Here is an 18,471-nt window from a genome sequence, read left to right as displayed (position 1 = left end):
TCACCGCGCGCTGTCGCCGCTCCGGACGACCACGAGGAACGTGTCCGTGGCGAGGTCCATGACGACCTCGGCCGCCAGTCCCTCCCTACGTCGCGCCTGCGCGAACTCCTCCGCCGGCCACGAACCCCGCGGCCCGCCCGCGGGAAAGCGCTCGAGCACGGTCCGCCCGTTCACCATCTCGCACCTCCGTTCAGCGTCGTGCTTGTAGGAGTTAACGCTCTGGAGGGGGCGAAGGCCTCGGCCGGTTGCGGGACTGAGACGTAGTTGACACGCGTTCCGCGCGGAGTGTGAGAATCCGGTCGCCTTACGAACATATCCGGCACTCTCCGTGTCAGAAGTCGTACTCATCGTGGTAGCGGAGCCGCACGCCGCTCGGCGGGCCCAGCGCCGTCAGGTCCAGGAAGGTCATCGCCGGGCCGAGCCGGTCGAGCTCGCCGTCGAACATCGAGTAGGTGTGGAAGACCCGGTCGCCCTCCCGGAGGAAGCAGCTCACCCCGGGCCGCTCGGCGAAGCCGCCGGGCTCCCCCACCGTCGCCCCGAAGTCGCCGTTGAAGTCGTCGTCGTACGAGGAGTACCAGGGCACCGTCCAGCCCATGCGCGCCTTGAACGGCAGGATCCTCGTGAACGGGGCCCTGGACACCACGGCGAACGAGGTGCCGTACGCGTGCAGGTGCGCGAGGTGACCGACCTGGTCGAGGAAGGCCGCGCAGCAGCGGCAGCCGGTCTGCCACTCGGGCGCGAACATGAAGTGGTGGACGACGAGTTGGCGGCGGCCGTCGAAGAGGTCGAGGAGCCCGGCCTTGCCGTCACCGCCCTCGAACACGTATTCCTCAGCGACCTCGACCATGGGCAGTGCGCGCCGCTCGGCGCCCAGCGCCTCACGCGCGCGTGTCACCGCTTCCTCCTTGACCAGCAGTTCTTCGCGCGCGGCACGCCATTCCTCGCGCGAGACGATCTCCGGAAGCTCCGGATGCGCCATGGGCTGCCCCTCCTGTGCGACGGTCCTGCGACGGTCCTTCCAAGGGGTGACCCACGGACGGAACGGAACTCATCGCCGGCGCGGAACGTATGTCAGGTGGCGTGCTCCCGGACGTCCTGGACACGTCCGCCGTGGGCTCGGTGGAGGAGCGCGGGCATCCGCCGGCCCGGCTCCCGCACGGTCTCCGGCACGTCGATCGTCAACAGTTCCCGGGCGCGCGTCCATACACACTTCCGCCGACGATCGTGGTGCGCACGCCGGGCGAGCGGGCGCTGTGCACCGGGGCCGCGCCGAGTTCGCGGACGGGCTGGATGTGCGGTCCGCCGAGATCGACGAGGACCACTCCGGGGAAGGCGGCGGAGAAGGCCTCATCCCGTCGGCGTACGGCGATGTCGTGCCCGCGGGTGAGCCGTGGCGCGCATCGTGTCCCGGACCTGTCGCCGACCCCGGCGGACGGGCACGCTGGCGCCACGACACCTCCTGGAGGGAGCCGCCATGCTCCTCGGCACCTGGAACCTCGAGAACCTGTACCGGCCCGGCGGGCCGTTCGGCCCGAAGGACAAGGCCGCCTACGAGGCGAAGCTCGCCGCGCTCGCCGCCGTCGTGACCGCGCTCGACCCGGGCGTGCTCGGCGTCCAGGAGGTCGGGGAGCCCGAGGCGCTGACGGACCTGCTCGAGACGGTGGGCGGCACCTGGCACGCCGCGTTGTCCGCGCATCCGGACGGCCGGGGCATCCGGGTCGGTGTGATCAGCCGTACGCCCCTGGAGGTACTGGCCGACACGCGCGCGTACCCGGCGGGGCTGCGGCCCGTGCAGGCGGACGACGCGGGCGCCGTCTCGGACGGAGCCGGCCGCGGCTTCCTCGCGGTGGAGACGGTCACCCCGGCCGGGCCGCTGCGGGTGGCGGTGGCCCATCTGAAGTCGAAGCTGCTGTCGTACCCGGGTGATCGTTTCTTCCCGCGCGACGAGGGCGAACGGGCCCGCTACGGCGCCTACGCCCTCTACCGCCGGGCCGCCGAGGCGACGGCGCTGCGCGCCCTGGCCGACGATCTCCTGGCCGGCGACGGCCGCGAGCGGGACGTGGCTGTGCTGGGCGACCTGAACGACGAGGTCCGGGCGGCGACCACGCAGATCCTGCTCGGCCCGCCCGGTTCGGAGCTCGGCACCCGCGGCTTCGAGACGCCCGACCAGGGCGACGCGGCCCGTCTGTGGGACGTGGCCCCGCTGATCCCCGCCGACCGCCGCTACTCGCGGATCGACTCCGGCCGCCGGGAACTGATCGACCACGTGCTGACGAGCCACCGCCTGGTCCACCGGCTGACGTCGGCGGGCACGGGCGCCGACCCTGCGCCGGGGCCCGGGGCGGAGCTGCGGCTGCCCTCGGTCGGGCTCGACCCGGCGGCACGCAGGAACGAACCGGGGTCGGACCACGCCCCGGTGTGGGTGCGGATCGGCTGACGGGCGGGCCGGGCTACACCGCCACCGGCAGATCCGGCACGGGCGTCCGCAGCCCCACCCGGTCCCGCCCCGCCGCGAGTTCACCGAGGAGTTCGGCGAGCCGCTCCCGGTGCCGAGCGGTGAGCCGCCCGGTGTCGTCGAGGTGGACGGCGCAGGCGGTGGTCGTGTCGACGAGCCGTTCGAGGACGGCGGCGACCTCGTCCGTGCCCTCCGTGTGCCGGGCGACGGCGGGCAGTTCGTGGGCGGCCAGGGCGATGGCGGTGCGGGCCTCCGCGAGCGCGCGGTAGGCCTCGCGGCGCAGTGTCCAGCGGGCGGCACGGTCGTCGGAGCCGTCGAGCACGTGGGCGAGGTAGGCGTGCGCGGCGCCCGCGGCGGCGCCGAGCCGGGCGCGCACCTGGCCGCCGCGCTCCCCCGGCATCGGCAGATGTCCGACGACCAGGACGATCGCGCAGGCCAGCAGGGTTTCGACGATCCGGCTCACGGAGGCCTGGGGCTCGCCGCCGACCATCACCAGCGACAGCACGAGGACGGTGACGACGGCCGTCTGGGCGGCGAAGTGCCGGGTGGACACGGGGATGAGCGCCCCGCACAGGGCGACCAGCGCCACCAGCCCCTCCGGGCGGGGCAGCACGGCGGCGAAGCCGGCGAACAGCAGCGCCCCGAGCACGGTCCCCGCCGCCCGGCACAGCACCCGGGACACGAGGGGTCCGAGGTCCGGCTTGACCAGGAAGACGGCCGTGGCCGGCAGCCAGTACCAGTGCGTGTGCCGGCCGTACCACTGGGAGTGGTAGAGGGCCTGCGCGACGGCGGCGCTGGCCCCGAAGGAGAGGGCGACCCGCAGCCCGTACTCGCGGCCGCCCGCTCCGCACGCGGTGCGCAGCACGTCCCGCACACCGCGCCGGCGGGCGTGCAGGTCACCGCCGCCGCCCTGGTCGAACGCGTCGGCGGCGTGCAGGAGCGCGTCGTCGAGGGCGCGCAGCGCGGGAGCGGACCGGGAGGGCGCGGGCAGCGGCCCGGTGTGGGTGTTCTCGCGGACGGCGGCGGCGAGCCGCCGGGGCCCGGCCGAGGCCCGCCCGGAGAGAGGCTCCGCGGCCCAGGCGAGGGCGGTCGCCGCCTCGGCGAGGGGCAGGGCGGCGGCGTACTGGGCGTGCAGCCGCCGTTCGGCGGAGGAGCCGGCGCCGCGCCGCAGCCGCGGTCCGGCGAGGGCGTCCTGCGCGTGGTCCAGGGCCGCGGTGAGGGCGGCGCGGCGCGCGGTGGCGTGCCCGGTCCCCGTGGCGTCGAGCAGCTCCGCGACGGCGTCGTACACGCGGGCCACCGCGTCCCGCTCGCCGTCGAAGCGGAAGTCGCCGGTCATCGCACCGGGCGTGGGCAGGGCGAGCCGCAGCGCCAGCAGCCATCCGGCCCCGGCGAGGAAGGCGAGGGCGCGCGCCCACCCGGCCTCCGCGACCGGCATCCCGGCCCCGATCGCCGAGGCGACGAGGAGCTGCGTCCCGGCGCCGGACGCGACGGGTCCGATGGCGCTCGCCCCGCCGGCGAGGAGGCCGAGCCCGGTGAGGACGGCCGTCAGCGCGACGGCCCCCACGTGATCCCCGACGTAGGTCCCGACGAGCAGCCCTCCCGCGCCCACGAGGGCGGGCGCCCCGAGCCGCTTCACCGCGGTGCGCCTGCTGCCGGGCCGGTCGTTGATCCCGGCGAGCATCGCCGCGATGGCGGCGATGACCCCGAGCGAGGTCCGGCCGGTCAGGACGGACGCGAGGAGCAGCGGCCCGGCGGCCAGGGCCCCGCGCGTGACCGCGCTCCACGGGACGGGGCCGCGCTGGGCGCGCAGCGCGTGGGCGAGCCAGGGCGGAAGCGCGGCGAACGGGCGGGATGCGCGAGCGGGAAGGTGCGGGCGCGGGGACACGGAGCTCCTGTCGGGACGAGGGCGGGGTGTGCCTTCGGGCGACGGTGGCCGGGGCTTGTCAGCTGTGAGCTGTGGTGTCCACGGTACGGGTCGGATCTGGAGACGCGGGGACGGTTGCGTTTCGGCCAGGTGACGGCCGGCCCGAATCCCGCGTTCTTTATGAACGCAAGGCCGGAAACGGGAGCGGGGCCGGGGGCGTAGCCTGCCCCCGGCCCCTGTGGAGCCGCCCATGTCGCACACCGGCGCACTTGAGGACCCAGGTCAGTCGTGATGTCGTCGCGTCCTGCCTTTGGACCACCGCGCATCGAGCTGCGCGGGCCGGACTTGAACCGGCAATTCGACGTCCGGGGGCCTGGGCCCGGTCGCTCCGGCGATCGGCGGCGAATGCTGAGTCTGGAGCGAGAGTCTGAGATTCATCGCGATCCGTCCCTGACATGCCTGGCGGGTACGGTTCGCTCGTCACGACAAGCTTCAGCTTCAGCTTGCGCTCCTCGCGCACCCCGGTCACGAAGGACCGGGGAGTCTCGAAGGCTACCCGAACAGGTAGCCGAACACGGCGTCACCGACCCGCTGGTCGACGACGTCGGAGCCGTTCGCCTCCTCCCGGGCGAACTTCACCGCCTGCTGCAGCTTCTCCAGGCGCGCCAGGAGTTCGTTGACCCGGCGGGCGGGAAGGGCTCCCGAGAACTTCACGGTCGTCCAGTAACCGACCGGCACGTCCTCGTAGTACACCTCGACCTGCGCCGGGTGCTTGTCGGTCGCCTCCGCCTTCACATGGTTGCGCGGCACCTTCTTGGTCCGCAGCGTCCGCACCGGCTCGGTCTTCCACGCGTCGGTGGACGGGTCCTGCACCCAGGACTCGGAGGCGTCGAGCACGGGCAGCCTGCGCACGAAGGCGGTCAGCTCGACGAGCTGCTTCTCGAGGAAGAGCAGGTAGGACACCGGAACCTCGGCGACGAGAACGCGGCCGTCGACCGTCACGTCGGCGCGGGCGGCGCAATTGGCCCAGTCCTTCGTGGCGGTCACGTCGAACAGCCGGGTCAGTGTGGCCGCGGTCTCCCGCAGCACGTCCTCGGCCTTCACCTGCACCCGCGTCGACTCGGGCGGCAGCTGCTCGCCCTCCTCGTCCTTGGGCTGGTAGGTCCGCGAGATGCCGGCCAGCAGCGCGGGCTTCTGCAGTCCGTGCTGGGCCGCGCTCAGGTCCTGGTGGGCCTTGGACTTGATGCCCTTCTCGACTGCGATGATCTGATTGAGTTTCGCCACGACCAGGACGGTAGCGGCTCCCACGGCTTCACCCCAAAGGGTTATCCACCGAAGAGACGGCCTGCCTTTGCCAACGCCTCCGCCGGACAACGCGGCACGCGCGCGGGACTCGTACGGGCCGTCGACCCGCGCGTTCAGGGACCGGGGAAAGGTGTGCGAACGGAACACGCGCACCAGCGGGGCGGGCGCCGGGCGACGCCGCTCGCGCCGCGCCCGGGCCAGCTCCCGTGCGCTGTACCGCAGTTCGCCGAGTGTGTGGCCGGTGCTCCAGCCACGGGGTGAGGGCGGCTGCTCGTCCGGCTGGACGCGGTGCCGCGGACGGACGTGGTGGACGGTACGGGACATGGCAGACCTCCGGTGGCCCGCCGGAACGTCCGGCGGGACCCCTGGGCAGTCCGCCGTCGGGAATCGGCCCGGCCGCTTGCTCCGCATGGGCGGCAGCGTGGCGAGGACGGCTCGGAATTGTCCAACGGTTATCCGCCGCAGGGCGATTGTCGGTGGGACGCGCTTCAATGGGAGAAGTCGTCACAGAGCGTCACGACGGGAGTGGTACGGAGGGAGCGGGCCTTGGTGAGCCATCGCGTTGACGGGCGCTTCGGCGTCCGGGTCGGCCTGCCGTCCCGGGTCGGTCCGCCGTCCCGGGCGACCCACCGTCCCGGGCAGCCCACTGTCCCGGCTACGCGGCGCCCCACGTCCGCCGCTTCGGCACCGGCTTCGCGAAGCTCCCCGCCCGGCTGGTCGTCAGCCCCAGCCCGACCAGCCCCTCGGCCAGCTTCACCGCCGCGCCCACCCCGTCCACGACCGGAAGGCCCAGCTTGTCCGCCACCGTCCGCTCCAGTCCCGTCATCCCGGCACACCCCAGGACCAGCACCTCGGCCCCCGCCGCCCGGACCCGCTCGGCGGCCGCCAGGAAGGCGGCCTCGGTGCGGTCGCGGTCGCCCAGATCGAGGACCCCGAGCCCGGTGCCGACGACGGCGGCGCAGTTGCGGCCCACCCCGGCCAGCTCCAGGCTGTCCTCGATCTGGCCGCAGGACCGCTCCAGCGTGGTCACGACCCCGTACCGGCGGCCCAGCAGACACGCCAGATGCGCCGCGGCCTCGGTGATGTCGACGACGGGCACGTCCACCAGCTCCCGCACGCCCTCCCGTCCGTGCTCACCGAATCCGGCCATGACGACGGCGTCGTAGGGCGCCCCGTCATAGGTCCGCAGCGCGTCCATGACCGCCGCGGCGGAGAGGAGGCTGTCCAGCCAGCCCTCCGCCGACTCGGGCCCCCAGGCGGGGGTCAGTCCGGTCACGGTGGTGCCCGGGCCGGCCGCGGCCCGGGCACCTCGCACGATCTCCTCGGTCATCTCCTGCGTGGTGTTGCAGTTGGTGACGACGATCCGTACGTTCCGCACGCTCCTCAGACCTCCACGGGCTTCTCGGCGGCGACGGCGGACCCGGCGGTCCGCTCACTGCGGCACAGCAGCACGTACAGTCCGGCGCCCAGGGCCGTCCCGATGAACCAGGAGTACGGCGCCACATCGCTGAAGGTCTTCACCAGCGCGAGCACCGCCGCGACCGCCGCGGAGGGGAGGAACGCCCACAGCGCCTTGGGGTTGACGCCCTTGCGGTAGTAGTAGCGGGAGCCGGGGGTGGCGTCGAACAGCTCGGTCACGTCGACGCGGCCGCGCTTGACCCAGTAGTAGTCGACCATGATCACGCCGAACAGCGGGCCGAGGAACGCGCCGAGGCCGCCGAGGAAGTAGTTGACGACCGTGGGGTTGGAGAACAGGTTCCACGGGGTGACCACGAGCGCCGCCACCGTGCTGATCATGCCGCCGACCTTGAAAGTGATCTTCTGCGGCCAGACGTTGGCCAGGTCGTACGCCGGCGACACGAAGTTGGCGACGATGTTGACGCCCATGGTGGCGATGGCGAAGGTGAGTGCCCCGAGGACGAGCACCCACGTGTTGCCGACCTTCGCGACCAGCTCCGCAGGGTCGGTGATGGCCTCGCCGAACACCTCCAGCGAACCGGCGGTGACGATCACGGAGACGACCACGAACGCCGTCGAGTTGAGGGGCAGCCCCCAGAAGTTGCCGCGGCGGACCGTGCGGTAGTCGGGCGCGAAGCGGGAGAAGTCGCAGAAGTTCAGCATCAGCGTGCCGTACGTGGCGAGGATCAGGCCGATCGCGCCGAACCACTGCCGCCACTGCTCCCCCACGGAGACCGGGTGCGGGGTCGAGGTGAGCGAGATGGTCCAGCCCGCCTTGGACAGCACCCAGACCGCCAGCGCGATCATCACCAGCCAGATCGCCGGGCCGCAGAAGTCCTGGAACTTGCGCACGGATTCCATGCCCTGACTGATGATCATCGCCTGGACCAGCCAGAGGGACACGAAGGAGAGCCAGCCCAGCGCGTCGAGGCCCAGGAAGGAGCTGTGCGTCCAGGACTCCAGGCCCGGCCAGGCCGCCAGCAGCATCACGTTGACGGCGACGGAGGCGAGGTAGGTCTGGATGCCGTACCACATGATGGCGATCACGGCGCGGATGAGAGCAGGGACGTTGGCGCCCCAGACGCCGAAGCTGATGCGGCTGACCACCGGGAAGGGCACACCGTGACGCTGCCCGATCCGGCCCATCCAGTTCATGCCGACGTAGATGAGCACGAAGCCGACGAGGAGCGAGGTGAAGACCTGCCACACGTTCATACCGAGGACCAGCAGTCCGGCGGCGAAGGTGTAGTTGCCGAGGTTGTGGACGTCCGACATCCACAGGGCGAAGAGGTCGAAGACCTTCCAGTTCCGCTTCCCGGCGGGCGCGAGGTCTTCGTTGGTGAGCCGGGGGTCGGGGACGAACGCTGGTGCGCCGGTGGCTTCGGCGCTGTCGGCGAGGGACACGGGGCCTCCCTGGGCGAAGGGACGGAGGAGGACTGCTCTGGCCGGACCGTTTGGTATACCAAACTGCGCACATGGTCCCGCCGTCAAGCGTTCCGACCGATGTCCGCCCCGTTACGGCTCCGTAAAAGCCCTCCCGTATCGGCGAAGATGGGCTCATGACGAAGATCGAACCCCTCGGCGCGGTGCGCGAGCGCGTCCTGGGGTCCCTGCGGCAGGAGATCATCGCCGGCAGGCTGCGTCCCGGCGACCGGCTCGTCGAGCGCGAGCTGGCCGACCGGTTCGGTGTCTCCCGGGTCCCGGTCCGGGAAGCCATCCGGGCGCTCGTCGCCGAGGGCTTCGTCCACTTCGAGACCCCCCGCCGCACCGTCGTACGGCCGCTGAGCCCCACCGACGTGAAGGAACTCTTCGAGCTGCGCGAGGCGTTGGAGGTGTACGCGGCCGGACTGGCCGCCGCCCGGGCCACCCCGGAGGACCTCGCGGAACTACGGGACCTCCTGGCGAGCGCGGCGAGCGCCACCGACGCCGGGGACGCCGAGGCCATCACCGACATCAACACCCGCTTCCACGACCGGCTCCTCGCCATGGCCGGCAACACCCTGCTGATCTCGGTCATGGAACCGGTCGCCGGCCGCCTGCAATGGCTCACCCGACGCAACGAGGAATGGCCCCAACTCCTCACCGAACACCAGGACCTGTACGACGCCATCGCCTCCGGCGATCCGGCCCGCGCCCGCGCCCACGCCCTGAACCACGTCCAGGCCAACTACCGTTCCACCGTCCGGCACCTCTTCGGCGAAACGCCCCCTCGGGAAACCCCGCCCTCCCCCGATCACGCTCCGCCTAGAATCCCCTGACCCTTCGGACAGGTGTCCGAAGACGCACACGCGGCGAACGGACGGGGAGAACGACCATGGTGAGCAGACGCGGACTGCTGAGCGGAGCCGCACTCGTGGGGGCGGGCGCGATGACCGGGGTACTCGGCGCCGCCGGGAGCGCGGCCGCCGACGCCCCGCTGGACACCCCGTTCACGCCGGTCGCCGCACCCCATCTCGCCCAGGCCGAGCAGATGGTCCAGTACCAGCGCCTCCTGGCGGCCGGCTACCTGCCCACCGGCCTCACCGGACACTGGCCGCTCGACGGCTCCGGCGCCGACCGCTCCGGCCGCGACCACCCCGTCTCCCCGGGGGCCGGGGCGAGCTGGACCACCCTGCGCGCAGGCGGCGAACTGACCCTGGACGCGTCCTACGCCGCCACCGCCTCCGTCCTCGACACCACCGCCCCGTTCACCGTCTCCGCCTGGGTCCGCCTCGCGGACGACGCCGCCCTGACCACCATGTACACGGCGGTCAGCCAGGACGGCGCCGGCTGCAGCCGCTTCCTGCTCCAGTACGACGACACCGCCGGCGCCTGGGCGTTCAAGGTGCGCGCCGAGGACCAGAGCGCCAAGATCTCCGCCCTCGCCACCACCGCCCCCGTGCCCGGCAAGTGGACCCACCTGACCGGCGTGTGGGACGGCGCCCGCATCCGTCTGTACGTGAACGGCGTACCCGAAGGCACCGCCGACGCCACGCTCTCCTGGGCCGCCACCCAGGGCTTCAACCTGGGCCGGGCCCGCTGGAACGGCGCCTACGTGAACCATCTCAAGGGCTCGGTCGACGATGTGCGCGCCTACGGCCGCGCCCTGAGCGCCGACGAGGTCTCCCTGATCAGCGGCCGCACCGCCCGCCTCAACAACGTCTACCTGATCGGCTCCCCGTCGACCGTCACCTGGGGCGCACCCGACGACCCGACGAGCTGGATCGCCCGGGCCCGCTGCTCGTCCTTCGTCACCTGGGTGCTCAGACACACCTACGGATGGGCCACCGACGCCTACTTCACCCAGTACTTCCAGGACCGCATCCCCGAGGCGGCCGACTACCGCCGCGCCTTCGCCGACGGCACCGCGGGCCCGCGCTTCCAGCAGATCCGCAAGGTCACCGACCTCCGCCCGGGCGATCTGATCGCGGTGGACTACAACGGCCAGGTCGAGGGCAACACCGGTCACATCGTGATGGTCCGCGAGGTCAAGGGCGTCTTCAGCGGGGTCGCCGACTTCACCGGCGAGACGCAGTACGCTGTCGAGATCGTCGACTGCACCGCCGAGCCGCACGGCGTGTACGCGCTGACCAACTACCCGAAGTATCCCGACACCCGCATGGTCAGCCTCCTCGCCGAGGAGCAGTTCGAGGGTGCAGGCATCGGCCACATGATGTTCTACGCATCCGACACCACCGGCGAGTTCTCCCGCTACCGCTGGAGCGTCAACACCGCCCGGGACAAGGCCTACCCGGTGGCCTCCCGCCCGCTCACCGCGGCACGCGTCGTCTGACCGGAGCTCACCTCAGCCCCGCCGCTCCCGCGGCCGTGCGCAGCACGTCGCGCAGCATCGCGGGAGTGAGCCGACCGGTGAAGGTGTTGCGCTGACTGACATGGAAGCAACCGAAGACATCCAGACGACCGGCACCGCCCGGATCGCCCTGGGCACGAATGCCTCCCGGGGTGTCAGTGCCGTCCGGGCTTTCCGGGCTGTGATTGCCGCCCGGACCGTCCGGACGGAGAGTGCCGTTCGGGCTGTCCCGGCTGTCCATGCCGTCCGGGCTCCGATTGCCGTCCGGGCTGTCCGGACTGGCAGTACCGTTCGGGCTGTCCGGACTGGGAGTGCCGTTCGGGCTGTCAGGACTGGCAGTGCCGTTCGGGCCGACAGCGTCGACAGCGCCGTCTGAGCGAGGCAGGCTGCCGAGCGGCACACGGGTCCCGTGCCCGAAGGCGGGCCGCGGGCGGGGCACGGTCCAACCCGCCTCGGCGAACGCCGGCAATGCGGCCTGCCAACCGAAGGCGCCGAGTACGACGACCGCGCGCAACGTCGGCCGCAGCAGTCTCAATTCCTGGACGAGCCAGGGCCGGCAGGTGTCCCGCTCGCCCGGCGTCGGCTTGTTGGCGGGCGGAGCGCAGTGCACGGGCGCGGTGATCCGGACGCCGTACAGCTCCAGCCCGTCGTCGATGGACACGGCGGTGGGTTGCGACGCCAGCCCCACGTCATACAACGCCTGGTACAGCACATCGCCGGAACGGTCCCCGGTGAACATCCGCCCCGTACGGTTCCCGCCGTGCGCGGCCGGGGCGAGCCCGACGATCAGCAGCCGGGCGTCCGGCGGACCGAAGCCGGGGACGGGCCGCCCCCAGTACGTCCAGTCCGCGAAGGCGGCCCGCTTGGTACGGGCGACCTCTTCACGCCAGGCGACCAACCGAGGACACGCCCGGCAGTCCCCGACACGCCGATCGAGCAGGGGCAGGGTGGAGGCGGAGGCTGAAGCAGCGGCCGTGGCGGAGGCTGCAGCGGCGGAGGCGGAGGCGGCCTTGGGGGCGTCCATGACTCCACCGTAAGACCGCTCCGGAGCCCCGCGAGCCTGGGTAGATCCACCAGGGCTGGAGGCGGAGGGTGAGGACCGCGGGCTGGGGGCTGGGGCTGGGAACTGAAGGTTGGGTTAAGGGGCCCGCCCCCTCCCCCCCTCCCCCCTCCCCCCCGCCCGTTGCCCCTGACCCCGCCCTTGCCCCTGCAACAGTGGATCTGCCCAGCTCGTCACATCTCTCGCCGTGCCCACCGCAGCAGCTCAGCGTTCGACTCCCGTCGCTTCCAGGCGATGAGCGCCAACGGAACCAGCAGGATGAGTGGCGTCGCCGCGTTCTGGCCGTCGAAGACGACGACCTGGGCGACGAACGCGCCCACCATCAGCGCCCCCAGCGCCACCGCCGCCACGGACTGGAGCACCGGGATGAGCAGGGCGACCGCACCGGCGAGTTCCAAGGCGCCGATGGTGTACATGCCCAGGCTGCCCCAGCCCATCTCGTCGAAGGCGTCGACGGCCGACGGGTGCGCGATCAGCTTCGGCAGCGCGCTGGCGATGCCGTAGAAGAGGGCGAGGAGCACCTGCAGGCCTCGCAGGGCGATCCGGGCGCGGCGGGCTCGGGCGATCGCGGATGCGGAGGTGGGCGCGGCCGCGGACGTGGTGCCGGCGAGGGAAGCCGTGGTCTCGGACATGAGGGTCTCCTGCGGTGAGCGGTCCGTTGTGCTGTCGAAGAGATAGACCGACCTCCGCCGGCGGACTCATCGCAGCCTGCCGGTCCTTCTCACGGCACCGCCCTGGCGTCCCTGCCGTTCTCTCCCCCCTGGGCCGTGGTCTCCGCTCCCGCCCGCTCTCCCGCTCCGACCAGTGCTCGCCGCCTCTGTCCCCCCTCTCTCGCCGCTGCCGCCTGCCGGTCCCCGTCGGCCTCTCTGCCTCGCCCCCCTATCTGCCTACCTCTCTACCTCCTACCGGTTGTGCCCCGCCCCCCTCTCTGCTCCGTCGCCGGTACCGCTCTCACCCACATCCGGTCCTCCGTCAGATAGCACTCCACGTTCAGACCCGCCTCCGCCAAGGCCTCCTCGAACTCTTCTTCGGTCAGCGGCCGGGATCGGAAGGTCTGGGTCCACGTCGCGTCCGGGAAGTCGTACTCGGCGCGTACGGAGTGGACGCCGTCCCCGATGGGCTCGGCCGAGACGATCCGGATCGTGAAGCCGCTCGGATCGACGCGCTCGCGCGGCACGTTGGAGTGGTAGTCCGCTCCTTCGCGCTGGATCAGCACGCACCCGCCCCACGCGACGTGCCGGGCGCAGGCCCGCAACATCCTTCGCCGTAACTCGACGTCGCCGTTGTGCACGAGGAACGACGCGAGCATCACCACGTCGAACGTCTCGCCCAGGTCGAGATCCTCGATGGGGCTGCATATCGTGCGGGCCCCGCGGACGCGCTCCAGCATCTCAGCGGACTCGTCCACCGCCGTGACCGTGAACCCGCGGTCGAGCAGGGCGTGGGTCACTCGGCCGACCCCGCTGCCCAGCTCGAGGATGTGCGCGCCGGCGGGCACCGCGGCGGCGATGATCTCCGGCTCGTCCCCCACCGGCAGGCGGGAGTAGAGCTCGACCGCGCAGCCGTCCGGGGTGATCGCACCGGGTCCGGTTCCGTTGTATCCGTCTCGCATTTCCAGCTTCATGCCCGTTCAACGGACCGTCCCGGCACGGCCGTTCCCCTCCCTCGGCGGTTCACCCGTTCGAGGGATGACTCCTCTGTTCGAAGCGCCCAAGGGCGAAGGCTCCGGCCCGCTGGAGAACCTCGGGACCTGGGAGTACGTTGCAATGAGGAGCGGTGATCGGGATGCGTACGGGCAGTGAGCCGGTGACAGCGCGCAGTGCGCTGCGGATGCGCCTGTGGCTGACCCTGTGGGGCCTGGCCTGGGCGATCTTCGGGACGGCCGCGTTCGCACTCGTGGGGCGTCCGGGGTGGGCGGCCGCCTGCGGGGTGCTGTGGCTGGTGACCGCGGTCGACCTGACGATGATCCTCAGGCACCGGCGGCAGGGCCCCCACTACCAGCCGGGCCGCGACATCCCGCCGTACCGACCGCCCGAGCACCGCCACCCATGAGCCCGGTGACCGGTGACCGGAGGCAGGAGGCAGGAGGCAAGAAGCAGGAGGCCCGCAGGGGCTGGGGTTCGAAGCTTGGGAGACCGGACGCCCAGAACCGGCAGGCCTGGAGATTCGGAGGCCCGAGGTCTGTGATCCAGGAGGTTCGGAGACCTATGGCCCACAGGCCCACAGGCCTGGAGGCCTGGAGGCCTGGAGGCCTGGAGGCCTGGAGGCCCACAGCCCAGAGAGCCGTCGACCCGTAGGCCTGGAGATTCGAAGGTCCGAGCGGCCGAAGGGCAGTGATCCGAAGGCCCGGCTGTCCGGCGGGGCGCGGCCGTACGTGGTCAGTTCTCGAAGCGTGCCGCTTTGAGGTACTGCGGGTTCGGGTCCAGTGCGGCCGCCAGTCGGAAGTGGCGCTTGGCCTGGTCGCTCCGGCCCTGGCGTTCGTAGGTGCGGGCGAGCGCGAAGTGCGCGAAGGCGTTGTCCGGCTCGCGCTCCAGGACGATGGTGAACTCCAGCTCGGCGGGCCGTAGTTGGGCGGCCGCGAAGAAGGCACGCGCCCGCAGCAGCCGGGCGGCGGTGTTCTCGGGGTGCGCGGCTATGACTCCGTCGAGCAACTTCACCGCGCCCCGCGGGTCCCGGGCGGCGAGGAGATGCTCCGCCGCGCGGAAGTCGATGACGTGTGTCTCCGGAGTACGTCCGGTCGAACCGCTGGTATCGGGCACGGAAAAATCCTTCCCTTGCTCAACGGGTTCAACGCACGGAGCGAGGGCCGCTATTCCGGAGACGTCCCGTGCGGCGCCTGCGCTCTGCGCGCGAGGTCGCCCCAGACGTCCTTCACCCGGCGGTGGAGTTCCGCGAGCGGCACGTCGTTGTCGATCACGATGTCCGCGATCTTCCGGCGCTGGTCGCGGGTCGCCTGGGCGGCCATCCGGGCGCGGGCGTCCTCCTCCGTCATGCCGCGCAGCCGGACGAGCCGGTCGAGCTGCGTCTCGGTGGTCGCGTCGACGACGAGCACGACGTCGTACAGGGGGCCGAGGGCGTTCTCGGTGAGGAGGGGGACGTCGTGGACGACGACGGCGTCCTCGGGGGCGGCGGCCTCGAGTTCGCTGGAGCGGGCGCCGACCAGGGGATGCACGATCGAGTTGAGGAGCGCCAGTTTCGCGGGGTCGGCGAAGACGATCGAGCCCAGGCGGGGGCGGTCGAGGCTGCCGTCCGGGGCGAGGATGTCCGTGCCGAACGCGTCCACGACCGCCGCCAGTCCCGGGGTGCCGGGCGCGACGACCTCGCGTGCGATGCGGTCCGCGTCGATCAGTACGGCCCCGCACTCGACGAGCAGCCGTGACACCTCGCTCTTGCCGGCGCCGATCCCACCGGTCAGGCCCACTTTCAGCATGGGCGGAAGCTTAGGGCCTGCCGATGACGACGCACCCGACAGGCCCCTGCGGAACCGCTACGGAACGCTCGGCGAGAGCGCTCAGCCTTCACCCTCGCGCTCGGCGAGGAACCGTTCGAACTCCTGCCCGATCTCGTCCGCCGACGGGATGTCGACGGGCTCGGCGAGCATGTTGCCGCGGGTCTCGGCGCCGGCGGCGGCGTCGTACTGGTGCTCCAGGCCCTGGACGAGGGAGGTGAGTTCCTCGTCGCCCTCCTGGATCTGGCGGTCGATCTCGGTCTGCGTGCGATGGGCGTCCGTGCGCAGGCCGTGCGCGATGCCCGGCAGGACCAGACCGGTGGCCGCCGTGATCGCCTCCAGGACGGTCAGGGCCGCGTCCGGGTACGCCGAGCGGGCGATGTAGTGCGGGACGTGTGCGGCGACGCCCAGGATGTCGTGTCCGGCTTCCATGAGGCGGTACTCGACGAGCGCCTCGGCGCTGCCGGGCACCTGGGCCTCGTCGAAGGGGCTGCGGTGGCCCGGCATGAGGTCCGTGCGGTTGCCGTGCGGGGTGAGACCCACGGGGCGGGTGTGCGGAACGCCCATGGGGATGCCGTGGAAGTTCACGGAGAGGCGGACGCCGAGCCGCTCCACGATCTGCTGGACGGCGACGGCGAAGCGTTCCCATTCCACGTCCGGTTCGGGGCCGGACAGCAGCAGGAAGGGCGCACCGGTGGTGTCCTGTACGAGCCGCACCTCGATGGCGGGCTCCTCGTACTCGGTCCACCGGTCGCGCTTGAAGGTCAGCAGCGGGCGGCGGGCGCGGTAGTCGACCAGGCGGTCGTGGTCGAAGCGGGCGACGAGCTGGTGGGGCAGCGAGTCGAGGAGCCGGTCGACGATCTGGTCACCGGTTTCGCCCGCGTCGATGTATCCGTCGAAGTGGTAGAGCATGACAAGTCCGGCCGACTCCTGGGCCAGCGCCATGTCGACGACTGCCAGGCCTTTCGGCTCCCATGCGTACAAACCCTGCGGATCAAGCACTTGGACCGCTCCCCTCGTGTTCCTTCTGTCCAACGCCCGTCCGGCCGCGGGCATTCCCGCTCCGGGCCCCTTGATCATGTGACTCCGGCCGGATTCTCACGGCGAGCCGTCAGAGGGGGACGGAGGGGAAGGGAGAGGGGAGGTCCGGGCGCGCGGCGGGGTGGTGGGGCGGGCAAGGGTGGGGGGCCATGGGTCCGCGAGGGTGATCACGGCCTGCGGGGGCGGCCGTCACGGGATCAGCGGCCTGGCTGCGCCGGGCCCACGGGCCGTACTGGCCGGAGGTCCGCCGTACGGGCCGTACGCCCGCCGCCCGGGTGAGCGGCGATGTCGTGTCCGGGCAGCACCGAGGGCCCGCACCTCGAAAGGTGCGGGCCCTCGACTGACTGCCGGACCTCAGCGGCCAGGGCTTCCCCCGTCGGGGGTCACCCTGTGCTGCCGGGGGACTTCAGCTCTGGCCGCCGGCCAGCTTCTCGCGCAGAGCGGCGAGCGCCTCGTCCGAGGCCAGCGCGCCGGACGTGTCGGCACCCTCGGAGGAGTAGGAACCGCCACCACCGGACGCGGCCGGAGCCGCACCCGCGGTGTCGCCACCCTCGGCGGCGGCAGCGGCGTCGGCCTCGCGGGACTTGATGACCTGAGCCTGGTGCTGCTCGAAGCGCGACTGCGCCTCGGCGTACTGGTTCTCCCAGACCTCACGCTGCGACTCGAAGCCCTCGAGCCAGTCGTTGGTCTCGGGGTCGAAGCCCTCGGGGTAGATGTAGTTGCCCTGGTCGTCGTAGGACGCGGCCATGCCGTACAGGGTCGGGTCGAACTCGACCGAGGCCGGGTCGGCACCGAAGGACTCGTTGGCCTGCTTCAGCGAGAGGCTGATGCGGCGGCGCTCGAGGTCGATGTCGATGACCTTGACGAAGATCTCGTCGTTGACCTGGACGACCTGCTCCGGGATCTCCACGTGGCGCTCGGCCAGCTCGGAGATGTGGACCAGGCCCTCGATGCCCTCGTCGACGCGCACGAACGCACCGAACGGAACGAGCTTCGTGACCTTACCGGGGACAACCTGCCCGATCTGGTGCGTGCGGGCGAACTGCTGCCACGGGTCTTCCTGGGTCGCCTTCAGCGACAGGGAGACACGCTCGCGGTCCATGTCGACGTCGAGAACCTCGACGGTGACTTCCTGGCCGACCTCGACAACCTCGGAGGGGTGGTCGATGTGCTTCCAGGAAAGCTCGGAGACGTGAACCAGACCGTCGACGCCGCCCAGGTCCACGAACGCACCGAAGTTGACGATCGAGGAAACGACGCCGGAGCGGACCTGACCCTTCTGGAGGGTCGTGAGGAACGTCTGGCGGACCTCGGACTGGGTCTGCTCGAGCCAGGCACGGCGGGACAGGACCACGTTGTTGCGGTTCTTGTCCAGCTCGATGATCTTGGCCTCGAGCTCCTTGCCCACGTAAGGCTGGAGGTCGCGGACGCGGCGCATCTCGACGAGGGAGGCCGGCAGGAAGCCACGGAGGCCGATGTCGAGGATGAGACCACCCTTGACGACCTCGATGACGGTACCGGTGACGATCCCGTCTTCTTCCTTGATCTTCTCGATGGTGCCCCAGGCACGCTCGTACTGGGCGCGCTTCTTCGAGAGGATCAGGCGGCCTTCCTTGTCCTCCTTCTGGAGAACAAGGGCCTCGATCTCGTCACCGACGGCGACGACCTCGTTGGGGTCGACGTCGTGCTTGATCGAGAGCTCGCGGCTCGGGATCACGCCTTCGGTCTTGTAACCGATGTCGAGCAGGACCTCGTCCCGGTCGACCTTCACGATGACGCCGTCGACGATGTCGCCGTCGTTGAAGTACTTGATCGTCTCGTCGATCGCGGCGAGGAAGGCTTCCTCGTTACCGATGTCGTTGACCGCTACCTGCGGCGTGGTAGAGGTGGTCTCGGTGCTGCTCGTCATGTGGGAAAGGGCTCCGGTACGGACAGTGAGTCGTAGGTACTGCTACGCCGGGAGCCCGTGATCGCTCTGAAGAAGCCGGACAGCTGAGGAAGCACCCTCACCAGAAACTGGTGGTGGCGCCTCGAGAACCGAGGGGACAAC

General features: G+C 71.5%; 17 protein-coding genes and 1 pseudogene. 4 read left to right on the top strand and 14 right to left on the bottom strand.

Annotation, left to right across the window (positions count from 1 at the left end):
* From J2X68_RS24715 to J2X68_RS24705, 3 genes and pseudogenes are all read right to left on the bottom strand, one after another.
* Window positions 1-177, bottom strand: coding sequence for a hypothetical protein (locus J2X68_RS24715; protein ID WP_310434758.1), 177 nt, complete (start codon window positions 175-177; stop codon window positions 1-3).
* Window positions 178-331: 154 nt separating this feature from the next.
* Window positions 332-979, bottom strand: a complete 648-nt coding sequence (locus J2X68_RS24710; protein ID WP_310434757.1) for a DUF899 domain-containing protein — start codon at window positions 977-979, stop codon at window positions 332-334.
* A gap of 92 nt (window positions 980-1,071) precedes the next feature.
* Window positions 1,072-1,322: pseudogene (locus J2X68_RS24705) on the bottom strand (amidohydrolase); the annotation flags it as partial.
* Between the two features lie 152 nt (window positions 1,323-1,474).
* On the opposite strand from J2X68_RS24705, the gene J2X68_RS24700 reads away from it, so the two are divergent.
* Window positions 1,475-2,437 (top strand): endonuclease/exonuclease/phosphatase family protein, encoded by a 963-nt coding sequence (locus tag J2X68_RS24700; protein ID WP_310434756.1) that lies wholly within the window; start codon window positions 1,475-1,477, stop codon window positions 2,435-2,437.
* Between the two features lie 13 nt (window positions 2,438-2,450).
* Here J2X68_RS24700 and J2X68_RS24695 read toward each other — a convergent pair whose 3' ends face one another.
* From J2X68_RS24695 to J2X68_RS24680, 4 genes are all read right to left on the bottom strand, one after another.
* Window positions 2,451-4,340, bottom strand: coding sequence for an FUSC family protein (locus J2X68_RS24695; RefSeq protein WP_310434755.1), 1,890 nt, complete (start codon window positions 4,338-4,340; stop codon window positions 2,451-2,453).
* Window positions 4,341-4,871: 531 nt separating this feature from the next.
* Window positions 4,872-5,603 (bottom strand): hypothetical protein, encoded by a 732-nt coding sequence (locus J2X68_RS24690; RefSeq protein WP_310434754.1) that lies wholly within the window; start codon window positions 5,601-5,603, stop codon window positions 4,872-4,874.
* A gap of 676 nt (window positions 5,604-6,279) precedes the next feature.
* Window positions 6,280-7,002 (bottom strand): aspartate/glutamate racemase family protein, encoded by a 723-nt coding sequence (locus tag J2X68_RS24685; protein WP_310434753.1) that lies wholly within the window; start codon window positions 7,000-7,002, stop codon window positions 6,280-6,282.
* A 5-nt stretch (window positions 7,003-7,007) separates the two neighbouring features.
* Window positions 7,008-8,486: an NCS1 family nucleobase:cation symporter-1 gene (locus tag J2X68_RS24680; RefSeq protein WP_310434752.1), complete on the bottom strand. Its 1,479-nt coding sequence runs from the start codon at window positions 8,484-8,486 to the stop codon at window positions 7,008-7,010.
* A gap of 155 nt (window positions 8,487-8,641) precedes the next feature.
* Between J2X68_RS24680 and J2X68_RS24675 the strand changes: the two genes are divergently transcribed.
* A complete protein-coding gene (locus tag J2X68_RS24675) occupies window positions 8,642-9,340 on the top strand; it encodes a GntR family transcriptional regulator (protein ID WP_310434751.1) in 699 nt (232 codons plus the stop codon).
* Window positions 9,341-9,396: 56 nt separating this feature from the next.
* Window positions 9,397-10,854 (top strand): LamG domain-containing protein, encoded by a 1,458-nt coding sequence (locus tag J2X68_RS24670; RefSeq protein WP_310434750.1) that lies wholly within the window; start codon window positions 9,397-9,399, stop codon window positions 10,852-10,854.
* Window positions 10,855-10,861: 7 nt separating this feature from the next.
* On the opposite strand, the gene J2X68_RS24665 is transcribed toward J2X68_RS24670, so the two are convergent.
* The 3 genes from J2X68_RS24665 to J2X68_RS24655 form a co-directional block, all read right to left on the bottom strand.
* Window positions 10,862-11,896 carry a uracil-DNA glycosylase family protein gene (locus tag J2X68_RS24665; RefSeq protein ID WP_310434749.1) on the bottom strand — a complete coding sequence of 345 codons (1,035 nt, stop codon included), beginning with the start codon at window positions 11,894-11,896 and terminating at the stop codon, window positions 10,862-10,864.
* A 209-nt stretch (window positions 11,897-12,105) separates the two neighbouring features.
* A complete protein-coding gene (locus J2X68_RS24660; RefSeq protein WP_310434748.1) occupies window positions 12,106-12,564 on the bottom strand; it encodes a DoxX family protein in 459 nt (152 codons plus the stop codon).
* A 263-nt stretch (window positions 12,565-12,827) separates the two neighbouring features.
* On the bottom strand, window positions 12,828-13,544 hold the full coding sequence (locus tag J2X68_RS24655) for a class I SAM-dependent methyltransferase (protein WP_310434747.1): 717 nt from the start codon (window positions 13,542-13,544) through the stop codon (window positions 12,828-12,830).
* Window positions 13,545-13,717: 173 nt separating this feature from the next.
* Here J2X68_RS24655 and J2X68_RS24650 point away from each other — a divergent pair, with 173 nt between their 5' ends.
* A complete protein-coding gene (locus J2X68_RS24650; RefSeq protein ID WP_310434746.1) occupies window positions 13,718-13,984 on the top strand; it encodes a DUF6343 family protein in 267 nt (88 codons plus the stop codon).
* A 326-nt stretch (window positions 13,985-14,310) separates the two neighbouring features.
* Here J2X68_RS24650 and J2X68_RS24645 read toward each other — a convergent pair whose 3' ends face one another.
* From J2X68_RS24645 to rpsA, 4 genes are all read right to left on the bottom strand, one after another.
* Window positions 14,311-14,691, bottom strand: a complete 381-nt coding sequence (locus J2X68_RS24645; RefSeq protein WP_310434745.1) for a tetratricopeptide repeat protein — start codon at window positions 14,689-14,691, stop codon at window positions 14,311-14,313.
* A gap of 50 nt (window positions 14,692-14,741) precedes the next feature.
* The gene (gene coaE, locus J2X68_RS24640) at window positions 14,742-15,362 is read right to left on the bottom strand and encodes a dephospho-CoA kinase (protein WP_310434744.1); all 621 of its coding nucleotides are present in this window, start codon (window positions 15,360-15,362) and stop codon (window positions 14,742-14,744) included.
* Between the two features lie 81 nt (window positions 15,363-15,443).
* Window positions 15,444-16,382: a PAC2 family protein gene (locus tag J2X68_RS24635; protein ID WP_310434743.1), complete on the bottom strand. Its 939-nt coding sequence runs from the start codon at window positions 16,380-16,382 to the stop codon at window positions 15,444-15,446.
* A gap of 445 nt (window positions 16,383-16,827) precedes the next feature.
* Entirely contained in the window at window positions 16,828-18,330 is a 1,503-nt protein-coding gene (gene rpsA / locus J2X68_RS24630; RefSeq protein ID WP_310434742.1) for a 30S ribosomal protein S1, read from the bottom strand.
* Window positions 18,331-18,471 lie beyond the last annotated feature (141 nt).

Source organism: Streptomyces sp. 3330, from assembly GCF_031456635.1.
Classification (GTDB): Bacteria; Actinomycetota; Actinomycetes; order Streptomycetales; family Streptomycetaceae; genus Streptomyces.
This window is presented reverse-complemented; position numbering and strand designations above follow the sequence as displayed.